Source organism: Lunatimonas salinarum, assembly GCF_017811155.1.
Lineage (GTDB): Bacteria > Bacteroidota > Bacteroidia > Cytophagales > Cyclobacteriaceae > Lunatimonas > Lunatimonas salinarum.
The window spans coordinates 382,794-405,538 of record NZ_JACVCV010000002.1; the positions used below are offsets into that span (position 1 = coordinate 382,794).

The 22,745-nt window shown below is 47.7% G+C and carries 15 protein-coding genes; 11 read left to right on the forward strand and 4 right to left on the reverse strand.

What is annotated here, in order from left to right:
* Window positions 1–3: 3 nt before the first annotated feature.
* The 4 genes from IAQ59_RS03525 (at window position 4) to IAQ59_RS03540 (ending at window position 5,790) form a co-directional block, all read left to right on the forward strand.
* Entirely contained in the window at window positions 4–1,056 is a 1,053-nt protein-coding gene (locus tag IAQ59_RS03525; RefSeq protein WP_209329389.1) for an efflux RND transporter periplasmic adaptor subunit, read from the forward strand.
* Between the two features lie 3 nt (window positions 1,057–1,059).
* Complete coding sequence (locus IAQ59_RS03530) at window positions 1,060–4,218, forward strand: efflux RND transporter permease subunit (protein ID WP_209329390.1); 3,159 nt, start codon at window positions 1,060–1,062, stop codon at window positions 4,216–4,218.
* 56 nt (window positions 4,219–4,274) lie between these two features.
* A complete protein-coding gene (locus IAQ59_RS03535; protein ID WP_209329391.1) occupies window positions 4,275–4,511 on the forward strand; it encodes an acyl carrier protein in 237 nt (78 codons plus the stop codon).
* A gap of 142 nt (window positions 4,512–4,653) precedes the next feature.
* Window positions 4,654–5,790, forward strand: a complete 1,137-nt coding sequence (locus tag IAQ59_RS03540; RefSeq protein ID WP_209329392.1) for a BamA/TamA family outer membrane protein — start codon at window positions 4,654–4,656, stop codon at window positions 5,788–5,790.
* A gap of 166 nt (window positions 5,791–5,956) precedes the next feature.
* Here IAQ59_RS03540 and IAQ59_RS03545 read toward each other — a convergent pair whose 3' ends face one another.
* Window positions 5,957–7,186: an MFS transporter gene (locus IAQ59_RS03545; protein WP_209329393.1), complete on the reverse strand. Its 1,230-nt coding sequence runs from the start codon at window positions 7,184–7,186 to the stop codon at window positions 5,957–5,959.
* 273 nt (window positions 7,187–7,459) lie between these two features.
* On the opposite strand from IAQ59_RS03545, the gene IAQ59_RS03550 reads away from it, so the two are divergent.
* Window positions 7,460–8,194: a DUF6250 domain-containing protein gene (locus IAQ59_RS03550; protein WP_209329394.1), complete on the forward strand. Its 735-nt coding sequence runs from the start codon at window positions 7,460–7,462 to the stop codon at window positions 8,192–8,194.
* A 313-nt stretch (window positions 8,195–8,507) separates the two neighbouring features.
* Here the strand turns inward: IAQ59_RS03550 and topA are convergent, their stop codons facing one another.
* Complete coding sequence (topA, locus tag IAQ59_RS03555; RefSeq protein WP_209329395.1) at window positions 8,508–10,832, reverse strand: type I DNA topoisomerase; 2,325 nt, start codon at window positions 10,830–10,832, stop codon at window positions 8,508–8,510.
* A gap of 162 nt (window positions 10,833–10,994) precedes the next feature.
* Here topA and IAQ59_RS03560 point away from each other — a divergent pair, with 162 nt between their 5' ends.
* Window positions 10,995–11,471 (forward strand): SixA phosphatase family protein, encoded by a 477-nt coding sequence (locus IAQ59_RS03560; RefSeq protein WP_209329396.1) that lies wholly within the window; start codon window positions 10,995–10,997, stop codon window positions 11,469–11,471.
* Window positions 11,472–11,501: 30 nt separating this feature from the next.
* A complete protein-coding gene (locus IAQ59_RS03565; RefSeq protein WP_209329397.1) occupies window positions 11,502–12,899 on the forward strand; it encodes an MATE family efflux transporter in 1,398 nt (465 codons plus the stop codon).
* 254 nt (window positions 12,900–13,153) lie between these two features.
* On the opposite strand, the gene fdhD is transcribed toward IAQ59_RS03565, so the two are convergent.
* Together fdhD and IAQ59_RS03575 are read right to left on the reverse strand one after the other, a co-directional pair.
* Window positions 13,154–14,017, reverse strand: coding sequence for a formate dehydrogenase accessory sulfurtransferase FdhD (gene fdhD, locus IAQ59_RS03570; RefSeq protein ID WP_209329398.1), 864 nt, complete (start codon window positions 14,015–14,017; stop codon window positions 13,154–13,156).
* The gene (locus IAQ59_RS03575; protein WP_209329399.1) at window positions 14,014–16,296 is read right to left on the reverse strand and encodes an FdhF/YdeP family oxidoreductase; all 2,283 of its coding nucleotides are present in this window, start codon (window positions 16,294–16,296) and stop codon (window positions 14,014–14,016) included. Before IAQ59_RS03575 ends, fdhD begins: the two co-directional genes overlap by 4 nt.
* Window positions 16,297–16,397: 101 nt before the next feature.
* Here IAQ59_RS03575 and IAQ59_RS03580 point away from each other — a divergent pair, with 101 nt between their 5' ends.
* From IAQ59_RS03580 to IAQ59_RS03595, 4 genes are all read left to right on the forward strand, one after another.
* A complete protein-coding gene (locus IAQ59_RS03580; protein ID WP_209329400.1) occupies window positions 16,398–17,267 on the forward strand; it encodes a sugar phosphate isomerase/epimerase family protein in 870 nt (289 codons plus the stop codon).
* Window positions 17,268–17,346: 79 nt separating this feature from the next.
* Window positions 17,347–18,822 carry a sulfatase gene (locus IAQ59_RS03585; RefSeq protein ID WP_209329401.1) on the forward strand — a complete coding sequence of 492 codons (1,476 nt, stop codon included), beginning with the start codon at window positions 17,347–17,349 and terminating at the stop codon, window positions 18,820–18,822.
* 12 nt (window positions 18,823–18,834) lie between these two features.
* The gene (locus IAQ59_RS03590) at window positions 18,835–20,304 is read left to right on the forward strand and encodes an arylsulfatase (protein WP_209329402.1); all 1,470 of its coding nucleotides are present in this window, start codon (window positions 18,835–18,837) and stop codon (window positions 20,302–20,304) included.
* 283 nt (window positions 20,305–20,587) lie between these two features.
* The gene (locus IAQ59_RS03595) at window positions 20,588–22,702 is read left to right on the forward strand and encodes an outer membrane protein assembly factor BamB family protein (RefSeq protein ID WP_342450679.1); all 2,115 of its coding nucleotides are present in this window, start codon (window positions 20,588–20,590) and stop codon (window positions 22,700–22,702) included.
* The last annotated feature ends 43 nt before the right edge of the window (window positions 22,703–22,745 follow it).

Here is a 22,745-nt window from a genome sequence, read left to right on the forward strand (position 1 = left end):
CTAATGAAGAAACTAGTTATCATGTTGTTGACGCTCATTGGATCTGCAGCAATCGCGTATACGCTATACAGCAATAAGACTTCTCTAGAAGAAGAAGCGGAGCTCGCTATGGTACGCAGTGAGTTTATTCCGGTTACATTGGAAAGAGCCAAATTGCTTTCAGCAGACCGATCCTTTGAATCCAACGGCAAGTTTGAGGCCTTTCAGGAACTTACTGTGATGGCCGAGGCTTCAGGCAAGGTGGTGGAGATAGGCAAGAAAAAAGGGGATTATGTGCGAAAAGGCGATCTACTTGTTCGCCTAGACGATAGATTGATCCGCGCTGAACACACCATCGCCACACTCAACCTGGAGCAGTACGAAAACGATCTGAAGAGGTTTACAAACCTAGCCGAAACGGATGCGGTGACCAAAAAACAATTGGAAGACATAGACCGAGGTGTTAAAATAGCCGCAGCGCAGGTAGAGGCCATCGGGAAGCGCATGGAGGACACCCGCATCGTGGCTCCGATCGACGGATACCTCAATGAAGACTATTACGAACCAGGCACCTTGATTAATCCTGGCATGCCGGTGGCCGACATCATCAATAAATCACCGCTTAAGCTGAGCGTACGGGTATCTGAAGAGGAAGTCATTGCAATCAGCAAAGGCCAAACCGTAAAAGTAGCTGTAAACGCACTGCCTCAACAGTCCTTAGAGGGAACGGTAGATTTTATCTCCGACAAGGCAGATGCTGCCTTCCGCTACGAGGTGATCATTTTGGTGCAAGCTCCAAACGATTCTCCGGTAAAGCCCGGCATGTTTGGCACTGCACAATTTGGAGCCCAGGCTGAGCAGGAAGTATTGGTCATCAGCCGAAAAGCAGTCAGCGGCGGTCTGAAAAACCCCGGGGTGTTCACCGTCAAAGATGGCAAAGCTGCCTTCAAGTCGGTAGAAGTTAGACCATTGAACGCTACGCAGGTGGAAGTTCTCGCTGGCTTGCAGGCGGGTGAGGAAATCATTGGCGATGGCCTTATCAACATTAAGGAGGGTACACCCGTACAAATCAGATAACAGATGCAGGTCACGAAAATAGCTATACAACGCTCCACCATGGTGGTGGTGCTGTTTACCGTACTTACGCTTTTGGGGATATTTTCCTACACGCAACTATCCTATGAGCTTCTTCCCAAGTTCAGTCCGAATATCATTTCCATCTCCACCATTTATCCGGGAGCGGCGCCTTCGGAGGTAGAAAACTCGGTTACCAAGGAAATTGAGGACGCCATTTCTTCCCTAGAGGGGATAAAAACCATCCAATCCACCTCGATGGAGTCTATTTCCATCATCACGATTGAGTTGGAGGAAAAAGTGAACGTGGATGTGTCGCTACAGGATGCACAACGTAAGATCAATGCGATTTTAGGAGATTTACCAGATGACGCCGATCCTCCCAGTCTAAATAAGTTTGACCTAGGTGATTTGCCTATCATGCAGATGGCTGTCTACTCAGACTTAGCAGCAGGAGAATTCTATGATTTGATCAAGAACCGCATACAGCCTTCGCTTTCCAAAATTGAAGGCGTGGCGCAGGTAAACATCCTGGGAGGCACCGAGCGGGAAATAAAAATAGAGCTCGATCGTAACAAGATGGAGGCCTATGGAATTAGCCCCCTGATGATAACACAAGCGGTAGGACGGGGAAATCTGGATTTTCCTACCGGAAAAATAAAAAATGAAGACAACCAAACGCTGCTTCGCCTTGCCGGCAAGTTTGCCTCGCTGGAAGAAATTGAAGGCTTAGTGGTTGCACAAAGACCCAACGAGTCTCCCATTCGCCTGAAAGACATTGCAGTGATACAAGACGGCTTTAAAGAAAGCAGCATCCTGAACCGGCTGAATGGTAACGATGCCATTGGACTTACCATACAGAAACAATCCGATGCGAATGCCGTAGAGGTTTCCGAGCGGGTATTAACCGCACTTGACGAGTTGGAGCAGGCCTATTTGGATGAGAAACTAGACTTTCAGATATCTCAAGACAGCTCAGAGTTTACCTTGGAAGCGGCGAATGACGTGATCAAAGACTTGCTGATTGCCGTGGTCTTGGTGGCTTTGATCATGCTGCTGTTCCTTCATAGCATACGAAACGCGGTAATCGTGATGATCGCCGTGCCGGCATCTATCGTGGCCACGTTTACCGTAATGCTCCTTGCTGGTTTTACGCTCAACCTAATGAGCCTTTTGGCCCTTTCACTGGTAGTGGGCATTCTGGTAGACGACGCCATCGTGGTGATCGAGAATATCTACCGTCACTTAGAAATGGGCAAATCCATCGCCCAAGCTTCTTATGACGGTATACGCGAAATTGGTGGCACAGTCGTATCCATCACCCTGGTGATTGTGGTCGTGTTCGTTCCGCTAACGCTTACCGGTGGGCTTATTTCGGGTATTCTCACCCAATTTAGTATCACCGTAGCAGTAGCAACTCTATTGAGCCTCTTGGTGGCATTTACGCTGATCCCTCTGCTCACCTCGAGATTCTCCAAAATGGAACACCTTAATCCCGACTCTTTGTTCGGGAAATTTATCGGAACCTTTAACCGGTCTCTTGACAGCTTTGTGGATGGCGTTTTGGACGTGTTGCGTTGGGGTCTTAAGAACAAAACCATCCTATTGGGGGTCACATTCGTAGCGTTCTTTGCATCCTTCCTATTGGTATCCAAGGGTTTTATCGGAAGCGAGTTTGTGAGTGAAGGCGACCGGGGAGAGTTTATCATCCGATTGGAACTTCCCAAAGATGCCACACTGGAGCAGACCAACTTTAAGACTCAAGAAGTAGAGAGGTACCTATATACCCTTCCGGAGGTGACCGAAGTTTTCACCACCGTGGGTGTCAGCAGTGGGGCATTTACCGGCTCTCAATCCGTACCTTATTCCGCAGAGATCACGGTAAAGATGGTAGACAGAAAACAGCGTGATATCACCGGGCCTGTTTTTGCGCGCCAAGTAGAAAAGCAGCTTGAGGAACTGATCATAGGGGCGGAATTTACGTCGGTTCCTGTGTCCATCGTGGGTACGGCGAATGATGCACCGATACAGGTGGTACTCTCTGGACCGGAGGTAAAAGACCTGGAAATTGCCTCAAACCAAATTGTGGCTGCACTTGAAGAAATCAAAGGAACGCGCAAAATCACTACGTCCTTAGAAGACGGAAACCCCGAATTGAACGTGCAGGTAGACCGCGACAAAATGAATGAGCTGGGTCTCACCTTGGATGCTGTCGGTGCCACGCTTCAGGTAGCTTTCAACGGAAACGATCAATCGAAATTCAGAGATGGTGATTTTGAATACGATATCTTGATTCAGCTCAACGAATTTGACCGGAAATCCACGGTCGATATTGAAAACCTCACCTTCCCGAACAGTCAAGGACAACTGGTGAAATTGAAGCAATTTGCGCAGGTAATCCAAACAGAAGGTGCCACCAAACTTGAACGGCGGGATCGAATTTCCTCGGTCAAAGTTCAATCTCAGGTTGCAGGGATGCCAACCGGCACGGTAGGTGCGGCTCTGCAGGAAAAAATTGCGTCTATGTCACTGCCTCCGCAGGTGCAGGTAAACTACGAGGGTGACCTTAAAAATCAAAGTGAAGGATTTGGAAGCTTGGGAATCGCCCTTTTAGCCTCCATCCTCATGATCTACCTAATCATGGTAGCCCTGTACGATTCCTATATCTATCCCTTGGTGGTTATGTTCTCCCTTCCATTAGCAGTGATTGGATCATTGTTGGCCCTTGCCCTGACAAAGGGAACATTAAGTATTTTCTCCATTATGGGTATGATCATGTTGATGGGCTTGGTGGCCAAGAATGCCATCCTGCTGGTAGACTTCACCAATCAATTGAAAGCGGTTGGGGTTCCAGTGAAAACGGCACTGGAAAAAGCCGTTAAAATCCGATTTCGGCCCATCTTGATGACCACCTTGGCCATGGTGTTTGGGATGCTTCCCATTGCCCTTGCCGGCGGAGCCGGTGCAGAGTGGAAAAACGGCCTAGCCTGGGTAATCATCGGAGGACTTATTTCCTCAATGTTTCTCACCTTAGTGGTAGTGCCCATTATCTACTATCTCTTTGACCGAGTTCTGGAAAAAATGGGTAAAAATAAGAAAACGGTCATTCCACTCGAAGATAGCAATGTGGATGAATTTGAGTCGGAAGCTGCTGCATACGTCTAAAAACAAACACCTCCTGCAGGGTTTCCTTGCCGGAGGGAAACTAAACCAATTATAACATGAAACGCGTAACTACTTATCGCAGGATTATTGAGGTGTTTCGCCTTTATGGGATCAACCTCGTGGGAAAACGGAAATTTGACCACTTCTACCGGGATCTAAAAATGGATCAGGTATTTGTGAATGGACTAGTGTTCGACTTGGAACTTGCCACTCAACGGCAATTAAACGATGAAGAAGTTGTCCAACTAGAGGCCCCGGCACAAGTAATCCGAAAATTGGTAGAAGCTGCCTAATAAAATTTGGGGGCAAAGGGAATATTTTTAAGGTTAATTTGGTTGTTCATAGTGAAATCCCTTTCGCCCCCAATATTCTTGAAAATAGCCTGCGTTATCTCCGTAAAAACCTGCGATTAAAACTATTCTACACCCCAAACGCATGAAGCTATTCTTAGCGGCATCCCTTGTAATGCTTGCCTCGGTATTTGCCACACAGGCTCAGCAAGTCAATCGACTTAAATCCTACTTTAACTCGTTTATCCAAGACACGGCGGATATCTCAAGACCTCAGGTATTAGTATATCCCACGCTGGGTTACAGCCCCGAAACCAATACAGAAATAGGCCTTAGCGGATTGCTATTATACTACCACGGCAGAGATACCACTAACCGGCTCAGCGAAATTACGGCTCGAACTTTCTTTACATTTGAAAACCAATACGGGGCATTTCTGGAGCATGCGTTATACACCGACAACAACGATTGGTTTATGCTCGGCAACATTAGGTACCAAAGTTTCCCTGTGTCATTCTATGGCGTAGGCATCTCCACAACCCTCTCTGACGAACAGACTGTGAGTGGACAACAGCTGTTGATCAGGGAACGTATCCTCCGGAAGATCCGAGGAAACTTCTATGCAGGGGTCAATCTGGACTACAACCTTACGAGCGGTGTTAACTTTTCCAATCCAAGATTACTACCGGAATCCCCTCGCCTTCACGGCAAAGATGGCTCCCAAAACCTCGGACTGGGACTGGGCCTAGTGCTGGACACACGGCACAATGTACTCAATGTGCGGAATGGTTACTTTATCGAATTAGCCCTCGTCAACTCCGCCGCAGCACTCATCAGTGACCATGATTTTCGTTACATCAACATTGATACGCGATATTTCGAGACGGTACGAAAAAATCAGGTGTTGGCCATGCAGCTGGTGGGGCAGTTTAGCTGGGGAGAGGTTCCTTTTAACCAACTACCTCAAATCGGCGGACCATTTCTGATGCGCGGCTATTATCAGGGGCGGTTTAGGGATAGGCACCTATTGGCTACCCAGATGGAATACCGGTTTCTGCCCCTACCGTTGGGGTTTACGGACCGCATTGGAGCCGTAGCCTTTGCCTCCGCCGGTACGGTGTACAGCGACATTTCGTCCGTGGACTTTCGCCATCTCAAAGGTGCTGCAGGAGCCGGACTACGGTTTTTATTGTTTCCAAAAAAAGATATATATATTCGCCTGGATTATGCCCTCACCCGGGAGGGAAACGGTTTTTATATCTACATTGGAGAGGCTTTTTAACGACGGAGTCAATCCCTAGCGGAACGCCTGCTGTAAGCATTTATTGAATATCTTTTACCATTGCCTTTATCACCTCATCCAGCTCTTTTATACTTGCGATGACGGAATCAAAGATATACTCCCGTTCTTTCAGATCATTTTCCATATCAAAGCATCCATCAACTTTTTACTTCTGATCGTCTGCTTCCAAAATGCTCATTCCCTCTCCAGCATCCACCACCCTAATCCGCTTCATCAAAGGAATACAAAGCAAACTTAGTACAATCGCTCCATAACCTATCAGGTCAAAATGCAGCAAGGTTCCGTCCCCGTTCTCGACCAAGATCATTCCACCTATAAAAGACGCTATGCCCGCACTCAGTTGCTGCACAGCCGAGTTAAAACTCAGAAAGCTCCCTCTATTTTCCGGCTTTGCCGTACCGGTAATCAGGGCCGCGGCAGGTACCATACGGCCATTGGAAGTAACAAAAAACAGCGTTGACACCAGCAACACATAATAAACCGGAGTATTTCCTAAGTGGGTGATGATTGCGATGGGAATTATATTCAAAGTCATAAACACGGTGAAAACCCGGCTCTTTCCATATCGGTCAGTAAGCCTGCCGACCCAGGGCGAAGTAAACACCGTAAATGCTCCACCCGCCATATAAATATAAGTGAGCTGTAGCTCTGTGAAGCCCACATTAGCCACCATGAAGGGGCTTAGAAACGGGATAATCGCAAACTGTCCCAACATCATCATTATGGTCAGGCTTATGGCACGCATCTGATTGGGATTGCCGGTTACACGCTTCACCACCTGAATGGGAGTTGGTTTCACTTGGGAACTGGAGATATGTCCCTTCATGGAAGGTACAAACCGGGCGATCATCCACAAGATAACCAGGGACAAAAATGCCAAAAATACAAAAGGAGCATGCCAAGAGGAGAGACTGGCAATGAATAGACCAAACGGAACGCCAAATACCGAGGCTACAGAAAACGCCGCCATCACCAATCCCATGGCCCTCCCCCTACGCTTGTCGGGAATCGCGTCTCCCACCACAGCAAGCACCAGCGCAGAAGTCAGCCCCCCAAATAACCCCGCTACGATACGGCTGCTCAGCAAAATACCATAGTTGGGCGCTACGGCACAGGCTAGGGTTCCTAGCAAGAATCCGACAAACACCCAAAGAAGCATAGTACGACGATCGTATTTGTCCAAGAAAAAAGCCCCCATAAAACTACTCAAGCCTGCGCTAAAAGTGTAAGAGGATACCAGAAGACCAAATTCCTTGGGTGAAATTTCAAATATCCGCATCAGTTGCGGCCCCAGAGGCATGATGATCATAAAATCCAAAATATGGGTAAAATTGATCGCTGCGAGCGTCCAAAGTAACCTTTTTTCTTGCTGCATAAGTGTAAAGGGATTGTATAAAACCTACATCGAGATAGGAAAGTTCTCTCCTACCGCGGATATTGCAATCCAAAGCGGCAGCTAGAAGAGATGTGAGATAGGACAATTGTGCAGATTTTATTTATATTTATCACATGCAATCCGCGTCGCGGAATATGACCACCATAAATACCTAGAAGGTATCGAAAATTTGACAATGGAATTGATTGAAATCAATCGGTATTCCTACAAACACCTTCATTTACAAATAGGAACTAAAATAAAAAGCAATCAATGCGATATATACTATTCCTCCCCTTTCTCCTCATTATTTTACCTTACCGTTTGGACGCCCAGCAGGCTCATTATGTCATATTGAATGACTCCCTAAAGCTAAGGCCTTCATTAATATTCTCAGAAGAATTCAACGATTTGGATCATTGGAAAACAGAGCAAAGACCCGGAGGAAAGGTTTTTTTAAACGGAGGCAGCATGGAAATCGAGGATATTGGGGGATGTACTGTTTGGTTTGAAAAACAATTGCATCAACCCGTCATGATCGAGTTTACCGCTATCGTGATTGATAAAGGTGGGCCGCGGGACCGAGTTTCGGACTTAAACTGCTTTTGGTTGGCTACAGACCCCTGGCACAGAGACTTCTTTGGGGACCCACATCCTCATAGAGCAGGTAAATTTAGTGAGTATGATAGCTTAAAGCTCTATTATGTAGGGCTTGGTGGCCATGACAACACGAAGACAAGGTTTCGCAGATATACCGGAGATGGGCAAAAGCCTTTACTTCCAGAGCACGATCTTTCAGATGAAGCATATCTGATCGTTCCTAATGTACCTAACCGTATACGGATTATTGTTTACAATAATACGATCCAGTACTGGAGAAATGAACAATTGATTTTTGATGTTTATGACGCTGCGCCGTATGAATCCGGCTATTTCGCATTCCGAACGGTTAACAATCACCTACTTATTGATGATTTTAATGTATATGAGCTATCAAAAATAGAGTAACCTTAAGAGGCGTTTGGTGTTGGACGTAAGATTTAATACGCAAGACATAAGACCCGCAGAATACACGAATATATTCCGGTAACACAGAGCTGTTCCAAGTGTAGATTTCAATACGCCCAACAATCCTAGCCTGTATACTATCACCATGCCAACTTCCTTTCCAAAAAAATTCTCATTCCGCACACAAAAAACGATGTTTAGGCGATAAGGCAAAAAGCAATGCCTTCCCAAGCCCTCAAAGGAGAAAACATCGGCTGCCGATAACCTCCGACAGCCGATGTTTTACAAAATTGAACTAGCTACAAGAACCAAGCTACTTTTTGCGTTTGAACCCGCGCCCTCCCTTTTTGGGTTCTGGCTGATTCTCAATAATTTCGATGGTCTCCGCATAGGATAGTTGATCGGCTTCTTTATCCTTCGGGATTTTGAAATTGTTTTTTCCAAACTTGATATAAGGCCCCCAGCGTCCGTTGAGGATTTCTATTTCGGGATTTTCATCAAAGCTCTTGATGTGCTTCTTGGCATCGGCTTCCCGTTTGTCCTTAATTAGCTGTATGGCCTCTTCTTCGGTAATAGAAAGCGGATCGAATTCCTTACCCAACGATACAAATTTGCTGTCATGGCGTATGTAGGGACCAAATCGCCCTATAGCGGCCACAATTTTCTTATCCTCAAAAAAGCCAACATCCCTCGGAAGCTTAAAAAGCTCCAACGCATCTTCTAGGGTAATGCTTTCGATAAACTGACCCTTTTTTAGGCTCGCAAACTGCTTATCTTCGTCATCCTGTTCACCAATCTGCACCAATGGACCGAATTTGCCCAGCCTGGCAATCAGCTTTTTGCCAGTCTTGGGATCGACGCCCAATTCTCGGGAAGAGTTGACGTCCTCCCGTTTGATGTTTTCTGTTTCCTCTACTTTGGTGTGGAAGGCAGAATAAAAATTTTGGATCATGTCGTCCCAACGCTGATCACCGTGTGCAATGTGGTCAAACTCTTTCTCCACTTTAGCAGTAAAGGAATAGTCTATCACGTTAGGAAAATGCTCCACCAAAAAATCGTTCACCACCATCGCAATATTGGTGGGAAACAACTTGTTTTTGTCTGCTCCTGTAATTTCGGACTTCTCCGCCTCTGCGAATTTCCCACCGGAGATCACCATTTCGGTGTATTTTCTAGGAGTTCCCTCCCTGGATTCTTTCACTACGTAATTCCGCTTCTGAATGGTAGAAATGGTCGGCGCATAGGTAGAGGGTCTACCAATACCCATTTCTTCTAGCTTTTTGACAAGGGAAGCTTCCGTATAGCGTGCCGGAGGCCTCGAAAAGCTTTGCCTTCCTTTCATTTCCCGAAGATCCAGCATTTGTCCCTCAGAAAGTGGCGGTAGGATACCTCTTCCCCCTTTTTCGTCGTCCTCCTCGTCTTCTTCCGTACTTTCCAGGTATACTTTTAAAAAGCCTTCAAACTTAATAAACTCTCCATTGGCTACAAGCTGCTCGTCGGAATTCGAAACGGATATCGTTACGTGGGTTTTTTCCAACCTGGCATCTGCCATCTGGGAGGCAATAGCCCGCTTCCAAATGAGGTCGTAGAGTCGTTGCTCGTTACGATCGGATCCAGCCTCTGATACCGAAAAGTCGGTGGGCCGAACGGCTTCGTGTGCCTCCTGGGCCCCTTCCGATTTGGAGGCAAATTTGCGCTTCTGGTGATATTCCTTTCCGTAGGAGCTTAGGATGGCATTCTCTGCACCCGAAAGGGCTTCCTCTGAAAGATTCACGCTATCAGTTCGCATATACGTAATCTTACCCGACTCATACAGCTTTTGCGCTATGTTCATCGTTTGGGCAACCGAGAAATAAAGCTTCCTGCTCGCCTCCTGCTGAAGGGTTGAGGTGGTGAAGGGAGGCGCTGGAGATTTCTTTGCCGGTTTTGTTTCCAGTGACTTAACCGAAAAGGAGGCTTCCAGGCATTTTTTCAGAAATGCTTCCGCTTCCTCTTTGGATTCAAATTTTTTGGGCAGCTCGGCGTGAAGTGGCTTTCCACCTGCATCAAATATTGCCGTTATACGGTAAGAAGATACCGACTTAAATTTTTCAATTTCGCGCTCCCGCTCCACGATGAAACGGACTGCAACGGACTGTACACGTCCGGCGGACAAACCAGCTTTGATTTTTTTCCACAGCACCGGAGAAAGCTCAAAACCCACCAACCGATCAAGGATTCGGCGGGCTTGCTGGGCATTTACCAGATCCGTATCAATGGTTCGCGGATTTTCCATCGCCTTGGCGATCGCCGACTTAGTGATTTCCCTAAATACGATCCGCTTGCTGTTTTCATCCTTTAGGCCCAAAACTTCTTTGAGGTGCCAGGAAATGGCTTCTCCTTCACGGTCATCGTCACTCGCTAGGTAAACCGTCTCCGATTCCTTCACCAGCTTCTTCAATTCTTTGATCACCTCCTTTTTGTCAGCGGTAACCTCGTAAGTAGGCTTGAAGTTGTTTTTGATGTCAATGGCGTGTTCTCCCTTGGGTAAGTCACGAACGTGACCATAACTGGAAGCAACTTTAAAGTCCTTACCCAGATACCCTTCAATGGTTTTGGCCTTGGCTGGAGACTCGACTATGACTAAGTTTTTTGGCATCGTATGTTTTTCGTTTTCGGCAGAAACAGGACGTTTCTTCTAAATTTGGGTTAAAAATAGAGGTCATAATAATCTTGTGCAAATATTCAGGCAAGGCAATTTTACACAGGCTGCTTTATTTTGCATGGAAATTGCTTATTCTTGGGACAAAAAAACACGCAGGTGAAGAAAACGCTCACACTCCTTCGGCACGGGGAAGCGACTATGGGTGAAGGTATTCGAAACGACTACCATCGATCGCTTACCCCCAATGGCATCCTTCAATTAAGCCGCCTAACAAATGTATTGGTGTCAAGTGGCGTATTCTTCGATTACACGCTCTATAGCCCGGCAAAACGAACCACAAAGACCATGGAACTTTTGGCAGAGGATGTGGCAATGGGTGTCAAGGTGGCTGACAGATCCATTTATGAGGCTTCCCTGGGAAATCTTTTGCAGGCTATCCATCGAATAGACGATAGGTATCAGGACGTGCTACTAATAGGGCATAATCCGGGCATTTCCCATCTCCAAGGATACCTAAGCGGGGACTCCTCCATCCTCTTTTTACCTGGCATGCTCGTGCGCCTTTCGCTAGAGGTAAGTAGTTGGTCAATGGTTTCCAGTTCAACGGCACATGTACTGGAAGTAATCCAATAGACTTTGCTAAATCGTATACCATACAAACAGATGGCGCAGCGCATCCGATTATTTTTCAGCCTTTTTAAAGAAGCTATCCGTGGAGAGGAGCAGGATTATACGCGGGTTTCACTGAAGACCGGCATTTTTTTATTGGCAGTCCCTATGATTCTGGAAATGTTGATGGAGTCACTTTTTGCCGTTGTAGATATTTTCTTCGTCGGCAAATTGGGCGAGCATGCCATTGCCACAGTTGGGCTCACGGAGGCAATGCTTACAATTGTCTATTCAGTGGGAGTAGGCGTCAGTATGGCAGGGACTGCATTGGTTGCCAGACGTTTCGGTGAAAAGGACTATCAACGGGCAGGAACGGTCTCCTTTCAGTTACTGCTTGTAGGGGTAGTTTCTTCGGCTGTTATGGGGCTGGCTGGCTTTCTATACGCAGAAGAGCTGCTTGTCCTCATGGGGGCGGAACCCGAGTTGGTAGCTACTGGCGCCGGATTTACCAGAATCATTATGGCGGGAAATATGGCCATTCTACTGCTGTTTCTTATTAATGGAATTTTTAGAGGTGCTGGTCAGCCTCACCTCGCCATGAGAGCCCTATGGATTTCCAACGGATTGAATATTTTATTGGATCCCTTGCTGATTTTTGGATGGGGCAGTTTTGAGGGTTTTGGTTTGGAAGGTGCCGCATGGGCAACCACACTGGGGCGTTCCATAGGGGTTTTTTATCAAGTTTACCACCTATTCAGCGGGAAGCATCGGCTTAGCATCAGGTCGAATAACTTAAAAATCAGATGGAAAACATTAAAAAATATCATCGCCATTTCGGCAGGTGGCATGGGACAGTTCTTGGTAGATGGGGCAGCCTGGATCGTGCTAACCCGACTTGCCGCCACCTATGGTAGTGCCACAGTAGCTGGATACACCATCGCCTTTCGTGTGTTGATGTTTAGCCTCATGCCCGCATGGGGATTATCCGCCGCCGCTTCTACGCTTGTGGGTCAAAGCTTGGGAGCAGGTAAGTATTTTAGGGCGGAGCTGTCTGCTTACTACACAGCACGGTACAATTTCATCTTCTTGGCAATAGTAACGGCGGCCTATCTGCTATTTGCCGAGGTGATCGTGGGGTGGTTTACAGCTATTCCAGAAGTAGCAGAAGTGGCTGCCAAGGGGTTGAAAATTACTGTTTTGGGGTATGTCTTTTTTGCAATTGGAATGGTAATGGTGCAGGCCTTTAACGGGGCTGGAGATACTAGGACACCGGCCTATATCAATATTGCTGTATTCTGGGGTTTAGAGATACCACTAGCCTACCTTGCGGGTAAGTATACGAGCATGGGAGCGGAAGGGATCTTTATAGTGATTGCTTTTTGTCATTCGTTGCATGCGATAATCGCACTCTGGTACTTTCGAAAAGGGCATTGGAAAAGAACACTTGTGTAACGGAGGTCTGTTGGAGTTTGGGGTTCAGGAAATGGGTTAGTTTTTCGGTCATCAGGAAACCTGAAAAAACCCCAAATAACCGATTTTATTTAAAAAACACAATTTATTAACATTATAATTTAAAAAACCGCCCAAAAAATACCCCGATCAGGGTATTTTTTGGGCGGTTTTTGCGCTGTACCTTTGAAGTAGGTGATAAAGTTTTTGAGCTGCACTTTTACGCAAGCTTACTGTGGGAATTATTTACTATTTTTTCAACCCACTTCATGTATCCTTTCGGGATAGGTATAGCAATTGAACCGGTCGCTTTTTAGGAAACCGATTAAGGTGATCCCAGTTTTCTGAGCCAGTTCGATAGCCAAACTACTGGGTGCGCCAATAGCAGCCAACACAGAAACACCCGCAACCGCCGTCTTCTGTACCAGCTCGAAGCTCACTCTTCCACTTAACAAAACCACTCGAGAGGCACTCGGCAGCAAACCTTCCCGAAAAGCGGCCCCAAGCAGCTTATCCAATGCATTGTGGCGACCCACGTCTTCCCGAATAAGCAGCCCCTTGCCCGATAGATCAAACAAACTGGCCGCATGCAGTCCTCCTGTGTACTTAAATCCAGTTTGTTCCTGATCCAAAAACGTGCTTAATTGGAAAATTACCTCGGACGAAATAGCCGAATTCGTAAAAATGGTCTTCTGGGCCAACCTTCCGTAAATAGCATCTATACTGGATTTTCCGCATACGCCGCAACTAGCGTTTGAAAGGAAATTTCGATCGGTGTGGCTCAAATCGCAAACCGTATCGGGAGCCAATCGCACAATTACAACGTTTCCCTCTTCGGTTTCCTTTACGCGCCTGCAGTACCGCATAAAGAGGACATGGTCCAACTTCTGAACAATCCCTTCCGCCAATAGAAAACCCATTACCAAATCGAAGTCATTCCCTGGGGTGCGCATGGTGACGTACAGGCTTTTTTCGTGCCAACGACCCGAACCCTCCCATTCTATCCGGATTTGAAGCGGCTCTTCCACAGCCACCAAGTCCGGCATCGCTCGCGCCGGAAGAGCTTCTTTCCTCACCTTGTAAACGGGTATTTTTTTCACCGGTGCAATCAATTTGGTCATGGAGTGAATTTTTCGATACTGACTTCGATGTACTTGGATGCCGGGCAGTGACTTTCGGGTGAGTGGCTGTCCAAAGCCACCAATACGTTCCCCTCCGGAAAATACATTGCTGCGGAACCCGGGGGGATGTCGTAAGGAATGGCCGAAAATCCCTCTAGCTGGCGTATTTTGCCTTGAAAGTAACTGATGATACGGGTTCGGTCCATTGCTTTCAACCCCTTCCGCTTCATATCATCTGCATTCATCATCACCACCTCTCTGCTGTCCCGAATGTTTCGATAACGGTCATCGTTTCCGTAAATGGTCGTATTGAACTGGTCGTGGCTTCGCAGTGTCATAAGGATAAAGCGATCGGCTTCTATAGCATGCGTCGGTACGTGGTTAACCGTGAACTGTGCCTTTCCGTCTAGCGTCTGAAAGTTCCGATCCCTTGCACCATTGGGCAGAGAAAACCCTCCGGACTGCCTTATACGTTCGTTATAGTGCTCAAATCCCGGAATCACCTCCTCAATTTTGTCTCGGACAAGGTCGTAGTTATCAGCATACTCTTCCCAAGGGGTGGAGTGGTTCACGCCAAAGGTTGCTCTTGCTATGCCACAAATGATCGCCACCTCACTTTTTAATCGAGGGGATACTGGAGGAAGATCGCCCATCGACATCCGCACCCTTCCGGCCGTATCTTCGGTACTTACAAACTGTCGTCCATTAGCGGTAAGATCCTCTTCGGTTCTGCCCAGGCATGGAAGGATTAAAGCTGTTTTCCCATGAATAAGGTGGCTTCTATTAAGCTTCGTAGAAACGTGCACGGTCAATTCACAGTTCCTTAGGGCTTCAGCTACCAACTCGGTGTCTGGTGCTGCAAGCGCAAAGTTACCTCCCATACCAAAAAACACGCGAGCTCTGCCCTCCCGCATGGCTTGTATGGACTGAACCGTTCCGAATCCCTCCTTTAGTGGAGGCTGAAATGAAAACGCTTTGCCCAATTTGGCCCCAAATGCTTCCGGCATTTTTTCCCAAATACCCATCGTCCGATCACCCTGTACATTAGAATGGCCCCGTACTGGCAGCGTCCCCGCACCAGGCTTTCCTATCGCTCCCTTAAGCAGCAGCAAGTTAACGATCTCCCGGATGGTACTTTCGGCATTTCGCTGCTGAGTTATACCCATGGCCCAAGCGATGATGATTCGCTTGGAATGCATCATCAGTCCGGCGGCATCCCGAATCGCCCTTTCCGGCAAGCCGGAAGCCTGAATTAAGTCATCCAGTGATAAGGCGTCCAGCTGACTGACAAGTTGTTCGTAGCCCGTAGTATGGCACTTAATAAATGTCTGGTCAAAAATTTCACCTGGCCGTTCTTTCTCGGCTTCCCATAGCATCTTTTGCAATGCCTTAAGCAGGGCCAGATCTCCATTGATCTTCACCGGAAGGTAGATATCCTGCAACTGGGTGGCTTTACCTATCCACTCCCAAGGCTTCTGCGGGTGCCGAAACCCCATCAACCCCGCTTCCGGAAGGGGATTTACAGCGATAATCTTCCCGCCTGACCGTTTGAGCTTTTGCAGTTCGGTCAACATCCTTGGTGCATTGGTGCCGGGGTTTTGACCCAAAACCATCAACACCTCTGCCTGGTGGATGTCCTCTAGTGTAACAGAGGCTTTTCCGATTCCAAGGGTTTGCTTTAAGGCTACCCCAGAGGCCTCATGACACATATTTGAGCAATCAGGCAAATTATTGGTGCCAAGCATACGTACAAAGGTCTGGTATAAAAACGCAGCTTCGTTACTAGTGCGGCCGGAGGTGTACCAGATAGACTCATCGGGACATTCCAAACGATGCAGGTGGCTTGCGATCTCCGAAAAGGCGCATTCCCAACTTACTGGTTCGTATTGATCGCTTCCTGGCCGTAGCATCAAAGGTTCTGTGAGGCGCCCTTGTTTCTCCAACCAATGGTCACTTTCTGCCATCAGCTCCGCTACCTTGTGTTTTTGAAAAAAAGCGGCATCTACTCGGTTTTTGGTGATTTCCCACGCAACAGCCTTTGCACCGTTTTCACAATACTCGGCTATGGAAGAAACATCCTCTGGGTTTGGATCCGGCCATGCACAGCTCGGACAATCAAATCCTTTGGGTTGATTTAGCTTAAACAACGTCTTTACACCACGGCCCACATAGGTCTCCTCCCATATTCGGTAGGCTACCGAGGAGATGGAGGGAAATCCGGCGGCGCTACTTGGTAGGGTTTCGGTTTTGGTTTCATTTGTCGGTTTCGCGTTGGACATGCTGCGTTGGATTTGTGTCGATGGATTTCCGTTCGAGAATGGGATACGGTTTTTCGGTAAATGTGTTAGGAAGTAAAAATATGTTATTGTATGTTTAATTCATGAATAAATATTTGGTTTTTCTATTTACGGCAGCCATTGCCGCCTGTAACTCCCCTAAGACGCTGGACAACACCTTCTATGCGTTCAGTAACTGCATGCGCACTATGTTGGATTGTCCCGAAAGCACTTCAGAACAGGTAGATGTAATCGGTGCATTGGGATATGAAGGACTTGGAGGCCACGAATCCGTAGATTTGGTCGCGCTCAAACAAGCATTGGATTCCAAAAACCTACAGCTACCAGAAATATATATCGGCATTTACCTAAAAGAGGGAAAAATAGTACTACCGGAAAACTGGCGTACCATGATGGGTCTTTTCAGAGGTACAGAGGTCCTGTTTGCCCTGCACATACACGCAGATGATTTTGTAACCCCCGATGCAAACGTGGATCAGCTTTTTGTGGAAACGTTTAAAGAGTTATCACAGGAGGCAGAGGAATACCAAATTCACTTAGGCATCTATCCCCACTACGCCTTTTATTGCGAAAAAACTTCCCATGCGTTGGATTTGGTAAAAAAAGTAGCCCATCCCCGATTTGGGATGACGCTGAATCTCTGTCATTTACTTAAGGTCGAGGGAGAATCGGGCTGGGAGCAAAAAGTGGAAGGACTGATTCCCCACCTGAAAATGGTTTCCATACACGGTGCAGACGGTGGTGATACGCAAGCCATGGGTTGGGATCGACTCATACAGCCATTAGGCGAGGGCAGTTTTGACACCTTTCGCTTTGTCCAATATCTAAAAGACCAAGGGTACAAGGGGATATTCGGCCTGCAGTGCTTCGGCATTCAGCAAGACTGTAAAGAGGCACTCCGCCATTCAATGCAGGCGTGGCGTAATTTCCAGGAACGTTACAGTGAAGGCTGACCATTCTCCTTTGCTGGAAAATTCGTTGGCTTAACAAAAACGCTGGCAGCAAAATCACAAACCAAATCTACTATACTAAATGAAATTCAATCTCTCGCTGTTGTTGGCGCTTGTATCGCTTTTTTCTTGTAAAGAAGATCCGCCTCAAAAAATGAATGTGTTATTCATCGCCGTAGATGACCTGCGGCCGGAAATTGGGGCATACGGGAATACTTATATTCAAACTCCCCACTTGGATCGATTGGCGGCAACAGGAACCTTGTTTGAAAACCACTTCGTACAAGTACCCACTTGTGGAGCTTCCCGCTGCAGTATCCTTACCGGACTACTTCCCAAAACCTCCCAACATTTGAGTAATGCGGCATTAGAAAAGCTCATCTCAGACCAACCCGAAGGTGCCGTCCCAGAGAGTTTGGTCCACCATTTTCGGCGAAACGGGTATCACACCGTGGGTATCGGTAAGATTAGCCACTCGGTGGATGGATTGCTGTATGGTTACCGGGAGTCGCCCGAGGGAGCCAAACCGGAAATGCCCCATAGCTGGGATGAGTTTTTGTTTGACCCCGACAAATGGGGTACTGGCTGGAATGCCTTTTTTGGCTATGCGGATGGATCCAACCGCCAACAAATGGAAGGACAGGTGCCCCCTTACGAAATGGCAGATGTCGATGACCGTGGGTATCCCGATGGGATCATGGCCGATATCGCCACTGAAAAGCTAAGAGAACTAAGCAATCAGGCTGGCCCTTTTTTCTTGGGGGTGGGCTTTTTTAAGCCCCATCTCCCATTCACTGCGCCAAAGAAATACTGGGATTTGTATCAGCGGGACCGTATCCCCTTGTCCCCCTTTAAGGATTTGCCAAAAAACGTACATCTTGCGAGCCTTCAACGGATGGGGGAATTTAATCAGTATAAACTAGGGGATGAGCAGGCCAGTTTAGAAGCAGGAATTTCCGACGATTATGCGCGTAAACTGATTCATGCCTATTATGCATCCGTCAGTTATGTGGATGCCCAAATCGGCAAGGTGTTGGATGAGCTGGATCGGCTAGGCTTGGCGGAGAATACGTTGGTTGTGGTTTGGGGGGATCACGGCTGGCATCTAGGGGATCATCGGGTTTGGGGAAAACATACTGTCTTTGACGTTGCCTTACGTAGCACGTTGATTATTCGGCATCCGGGTTCCAAACCAAGGAGGGTTGGCTTGGATCAAGTGGTTAGCTCCGTGGATGTCTACCCCACCCTGACTGACCTATGTGGATTGTCGGTGGATTTTCCATTAGATGGGCAGTCTTTAGGCACATTAATCCAAGAGGGCGAAGACCTGAACAGGAAAAATCGATCGTTTAGTTATTTCAATAAAGGCATCAGCATGCGGACAGACCGGTACCGGCTTACACGCTATTTTAGGGAACAGCAGCCGGACGTGGAGCTGTATGATCATTTGGAAGATCCCTACGAATCAATTAACATCGCTCAACAAAGGCCCGATTTGGTCGAGAAGCTACTACTTGAATGGGAAGCGGGCGATACTGGTCTATATTCTCCTCAGTAACAGTCGATACGTATGAAAAGCCCTCTATTGATTACATTCCTATTGATCGCAGCGCTTGTTGCGGCCTGTAATAAGCCGGAAGTTGCCTTGAAACCTACCAATATTATTTACATCCTTGCCGACGACCTAGGCTATGGAGATGTGGGGGTGTATGGGCAGGAAAAATTTTACACGCCAAACCTAGACCGATTGGCAAAAGAAGGGATGCTATTTACCCAGCACTATGCAGGTACCACGGTGTGTGCCCCCTCAAGGTCTGCTCTTATGACAGGCTTGCATACCGGCCATACCCAGGTGCGTGGAAATCGCGGTATGAACGGAGGTCAGTTTCCCTTGCCGAAGGATGCGATGACCATTCCTAAAATGCTGAAAAAAGCAGGTTATGTAACCGGCGCATTTGGAAAGTGGGGATTGGGATACCCTGGAAGCACAGGCGACCCCTTAAAGCAAGGCTTTGATACTTTTTTTGGTTACAACAGCCAAACCGTCGCCCACAATTATTACCCTTGGGAACTGAATCACGATGAGCAGCTTGTGCAGCTTCCAGAAAACGAAGGGGTTGCCCAAGGATTGTATGCACCCAATTTAATTCACGAAAAAACCTTGGATTTTATTCGCACCCACAAGGACACCGCCTTTTTTCTCTATGTGCCTTCTGTAATTCCCCATGCGGAGCTTTTTGCACCGGAGGAGTATATGATGCGGTTTTTAGAAAAAGATTCGCCAGAAAGTGCGCTAGGGTATAAAAGCAAATTTGAGCCTGAAAGACCCTTCGAAGGTATTGACGATTTAGAAAATCCCCGGTTTAAAGTAGGGGGGTATGGCTCTCAACCCCAGCCACGGGCGGCCTTTGCGGCGATGGTTACCCTACTCGATGATCAGGTAGGTGAAATAATGGACCTCCTAGACGAATTGGGAATAGCGGATAATACGTTGATTATTTTCACTTCTGATAACGGCCCACACAGAGAGGGCGGTGCCGATCCGGACTTCTTTAACAGCAATGGCCCATTTCAAGGATATAAGCGCGATCTATTCGAAGGCGGGATCCGGGTGCCTATGTTGGCACGATGGCCGGCTGTGGTGGCGGCAGGTTCACGAAGTGACCATCCCTCGGCATTTTGGGATGTTTTTCCTACCCTGGCAGAAATTGCCGGAGTACAGGTTCCTGACTCGTTGGATGGGCTATCCTTTGTACCGACGCTTCGGGGAGCGGAACAGCCCTCCCATAAGTTCCTCTATTGGGAATTTCACGAGCAGGGAGGTAAGCAGGCAATCCGTCAGGGAGATTGGAAAGCAATCCGTCTGAATGCTAAAACGGATAGTACATCAGTGCGACTGTATAACCTGGCAAATGACCCCGGGGAAACCGAAAACTTGGTAGCAACGAATGAAGAAATTGTCCAGAGACTTATCCAACTGATGGACCAAGCTAGAGACGAGGATCCCGAGTGGCCTTTCCTCCCAAACAATGCGCCTTAGTATCTTTTATGAAAGACATTGCAAAGGAATGACCTCGTACCACTGCTTCAAAATCAAACAGGTTGTACGTAAATGTTGAATAAGACGATAAGTGAAGTTATGCTCGACCGGGAAGGTTTCCTGCATTGGATCCGGGATGTAAGAGAGATCTATATTCGTGGAATTAACGAAAATTCCCGACACCTGTACACTAAGTAATACCTATCCGAATTTTTACTAACTTATGGACGTGGAAAAACAGGAAAGATCAATTCTGATCGTGTACTAATAAAAAAACTGTATCGTGCGAAAATTTTCCCTAATACTTACCCGAACGATTAGCATAGCATGGCTGCTTAGCGCTTGTCAACAGGAGGCCAGTCGAAGCTACGACAAATGGGAAACCTACAGAGGTTCCAAGGAGGCTGCCCAATATTCCGGGCTTAGCCAAATCACCCGTGAAAACGTGCATCTATTAGAACCTGCGTGGGAGTTTCATACCGGGGACAATGGGCCACGGACACCAATGGAGTGCAACCCCATCGTGGTGGGCAACACCATGTATGTGACCTCACCGAAGCTGGATCTTATTGCTTTGCACGCGGGCAGCGGGGAGCAGCTTTGGAGGTTTTCCTCTTCGTCTTTTAACGAAGGTTCTGGTGTAAACCGAGGAGTCACCTATTTCGATGACGGTGCCGATGGAAGGATTTTCATGCCTGCAGGACCTTATCTATTTGCTGTAAACGCAAAAAACGGCGCATTGGTAGCCGAATTTGGGCAGAAAGGAAAAATCGACTTGCGGGAAAATCTCGGGACAGATCCCGCCAAGTTATCTATCTCGCTATCAACTCCAGGAATCCTATTTGGTGAACTACTCATTATTGGATCAGCCACCGGGGAGGGCTATAATGCCTCACCAGGCCACGTCCGGGCCTATCATGCCCGAACAGGTGAACTGGCCTGGATTTTTCATACCATTCCTCAAGAAGGAGACTTCGGGCACGATACCTGGGAATGGATGGAAGGTGAGAACTACGGAGGCACCAATAACTGGGGAGGCATGAGCTTGGACGAGGAAAAAGGATGGGTTTTTGTTGCTACTGGTTCACCTACCTATGACTTTTATGGCGGCAACCGCTTGGGCGAGAATCTTTTTGGAAACTGTGTAATCGCATTGGATGCGCGTACGGGGGAGCGGCAATGGCATTATCAGGCAGTTACCCATGACGTGTGGGACTTCGATCTGCCCTGTGCGCCTACTCTAGTGACTATCCCGGTGGAAGGCAAACAGGTTAAGGCGTTGGTGCAGCCCACCAAAATGGGTGAGCTGATATTATTGGATAGGTATTCGGGAAAGCCTCTGTTACAAGTGGAGGAACGTCCGGTACCCGCTTCCTATGTTCCCGGAGAACGTACGCATCCAACCCAAAAGTTTAACCAGGGAATCCGATTGGTACCTCAGGGGATGGACAGTACCTACTTGACGGATATTTCGGAAGAAGCCAACGCCTATGCCCGAAACGAAATAAAAAAATACCGAAATGAAGGAATGTATACCCCTCCGAGCATAGAAGGCACGCTGACGATGCCCGCCACAAGGGGTGGGTCCCTTTGGGGTGGTATTTCCTACGACCCGGTACATAATCGAATTTATGCCAACGTCAACGAGTTGGCCATGATTTTGCAGCTGAAGGCTGTGGCCCCGACAAGTGAAAGCAATGACGAGGTGGTTTCGGGCTACCATACCTATATGTTGAATTGCTCCAACTGCCACGGTGCTGACCGAAAGGGACTAGCAGAAGCATATCCTTCGTTGCTGGGCGTGGAAGGACGGCATAGTAAGGAAGAAATCCGACGTATTATCCGCGGTGGCAAAGGGGTGATGCCTGCATTTACCCAGTTTGACAACCGGCAGTTGGACTCGTTGGTCTCCTTTGTGATCGATGGCAAAATCCCTCCCGGAAAGGCAACCGAACAGGCCGCTGTGGTGGATAAATACGTAATGGCGGGTTTCCGTTTGTTTCTGGATGAAGAGGGCTTTCCTGCCTCGAAGCCGCCCTGGGGCAGTTTGAATGCCATAGATCTGAACACACTGAAAGTGGATTGGAAGGTTCCATTAGGTGACTATCCGGCACTCGTGGAGCGGGGCATCACGGGTAAGGGTACCCAAAACTTTGGCGGCTGTGTAGCCACGGCAGGGGGATTAGTCTTTGTGGGAGGATCAGCTGACGAGATGTTCAGGGCCTTCGATACGGCTACTGGAGAGGTGCTTTGGAGTTACAAGTTACCGGCCGGTGGCTATGCGGTTCCCGCTATTTACGAGGTGGACGGAAGGCAATTTGTGGTGATCGCGGCGGGTGGAGCCAATAGGATTGGAACACCCAGTGGGGACAGCTTTGTGGCATTTGCGCTACCTTAAGCACACACGGACAAGAATCCCGAATATGCGTGGATTTCGTAGC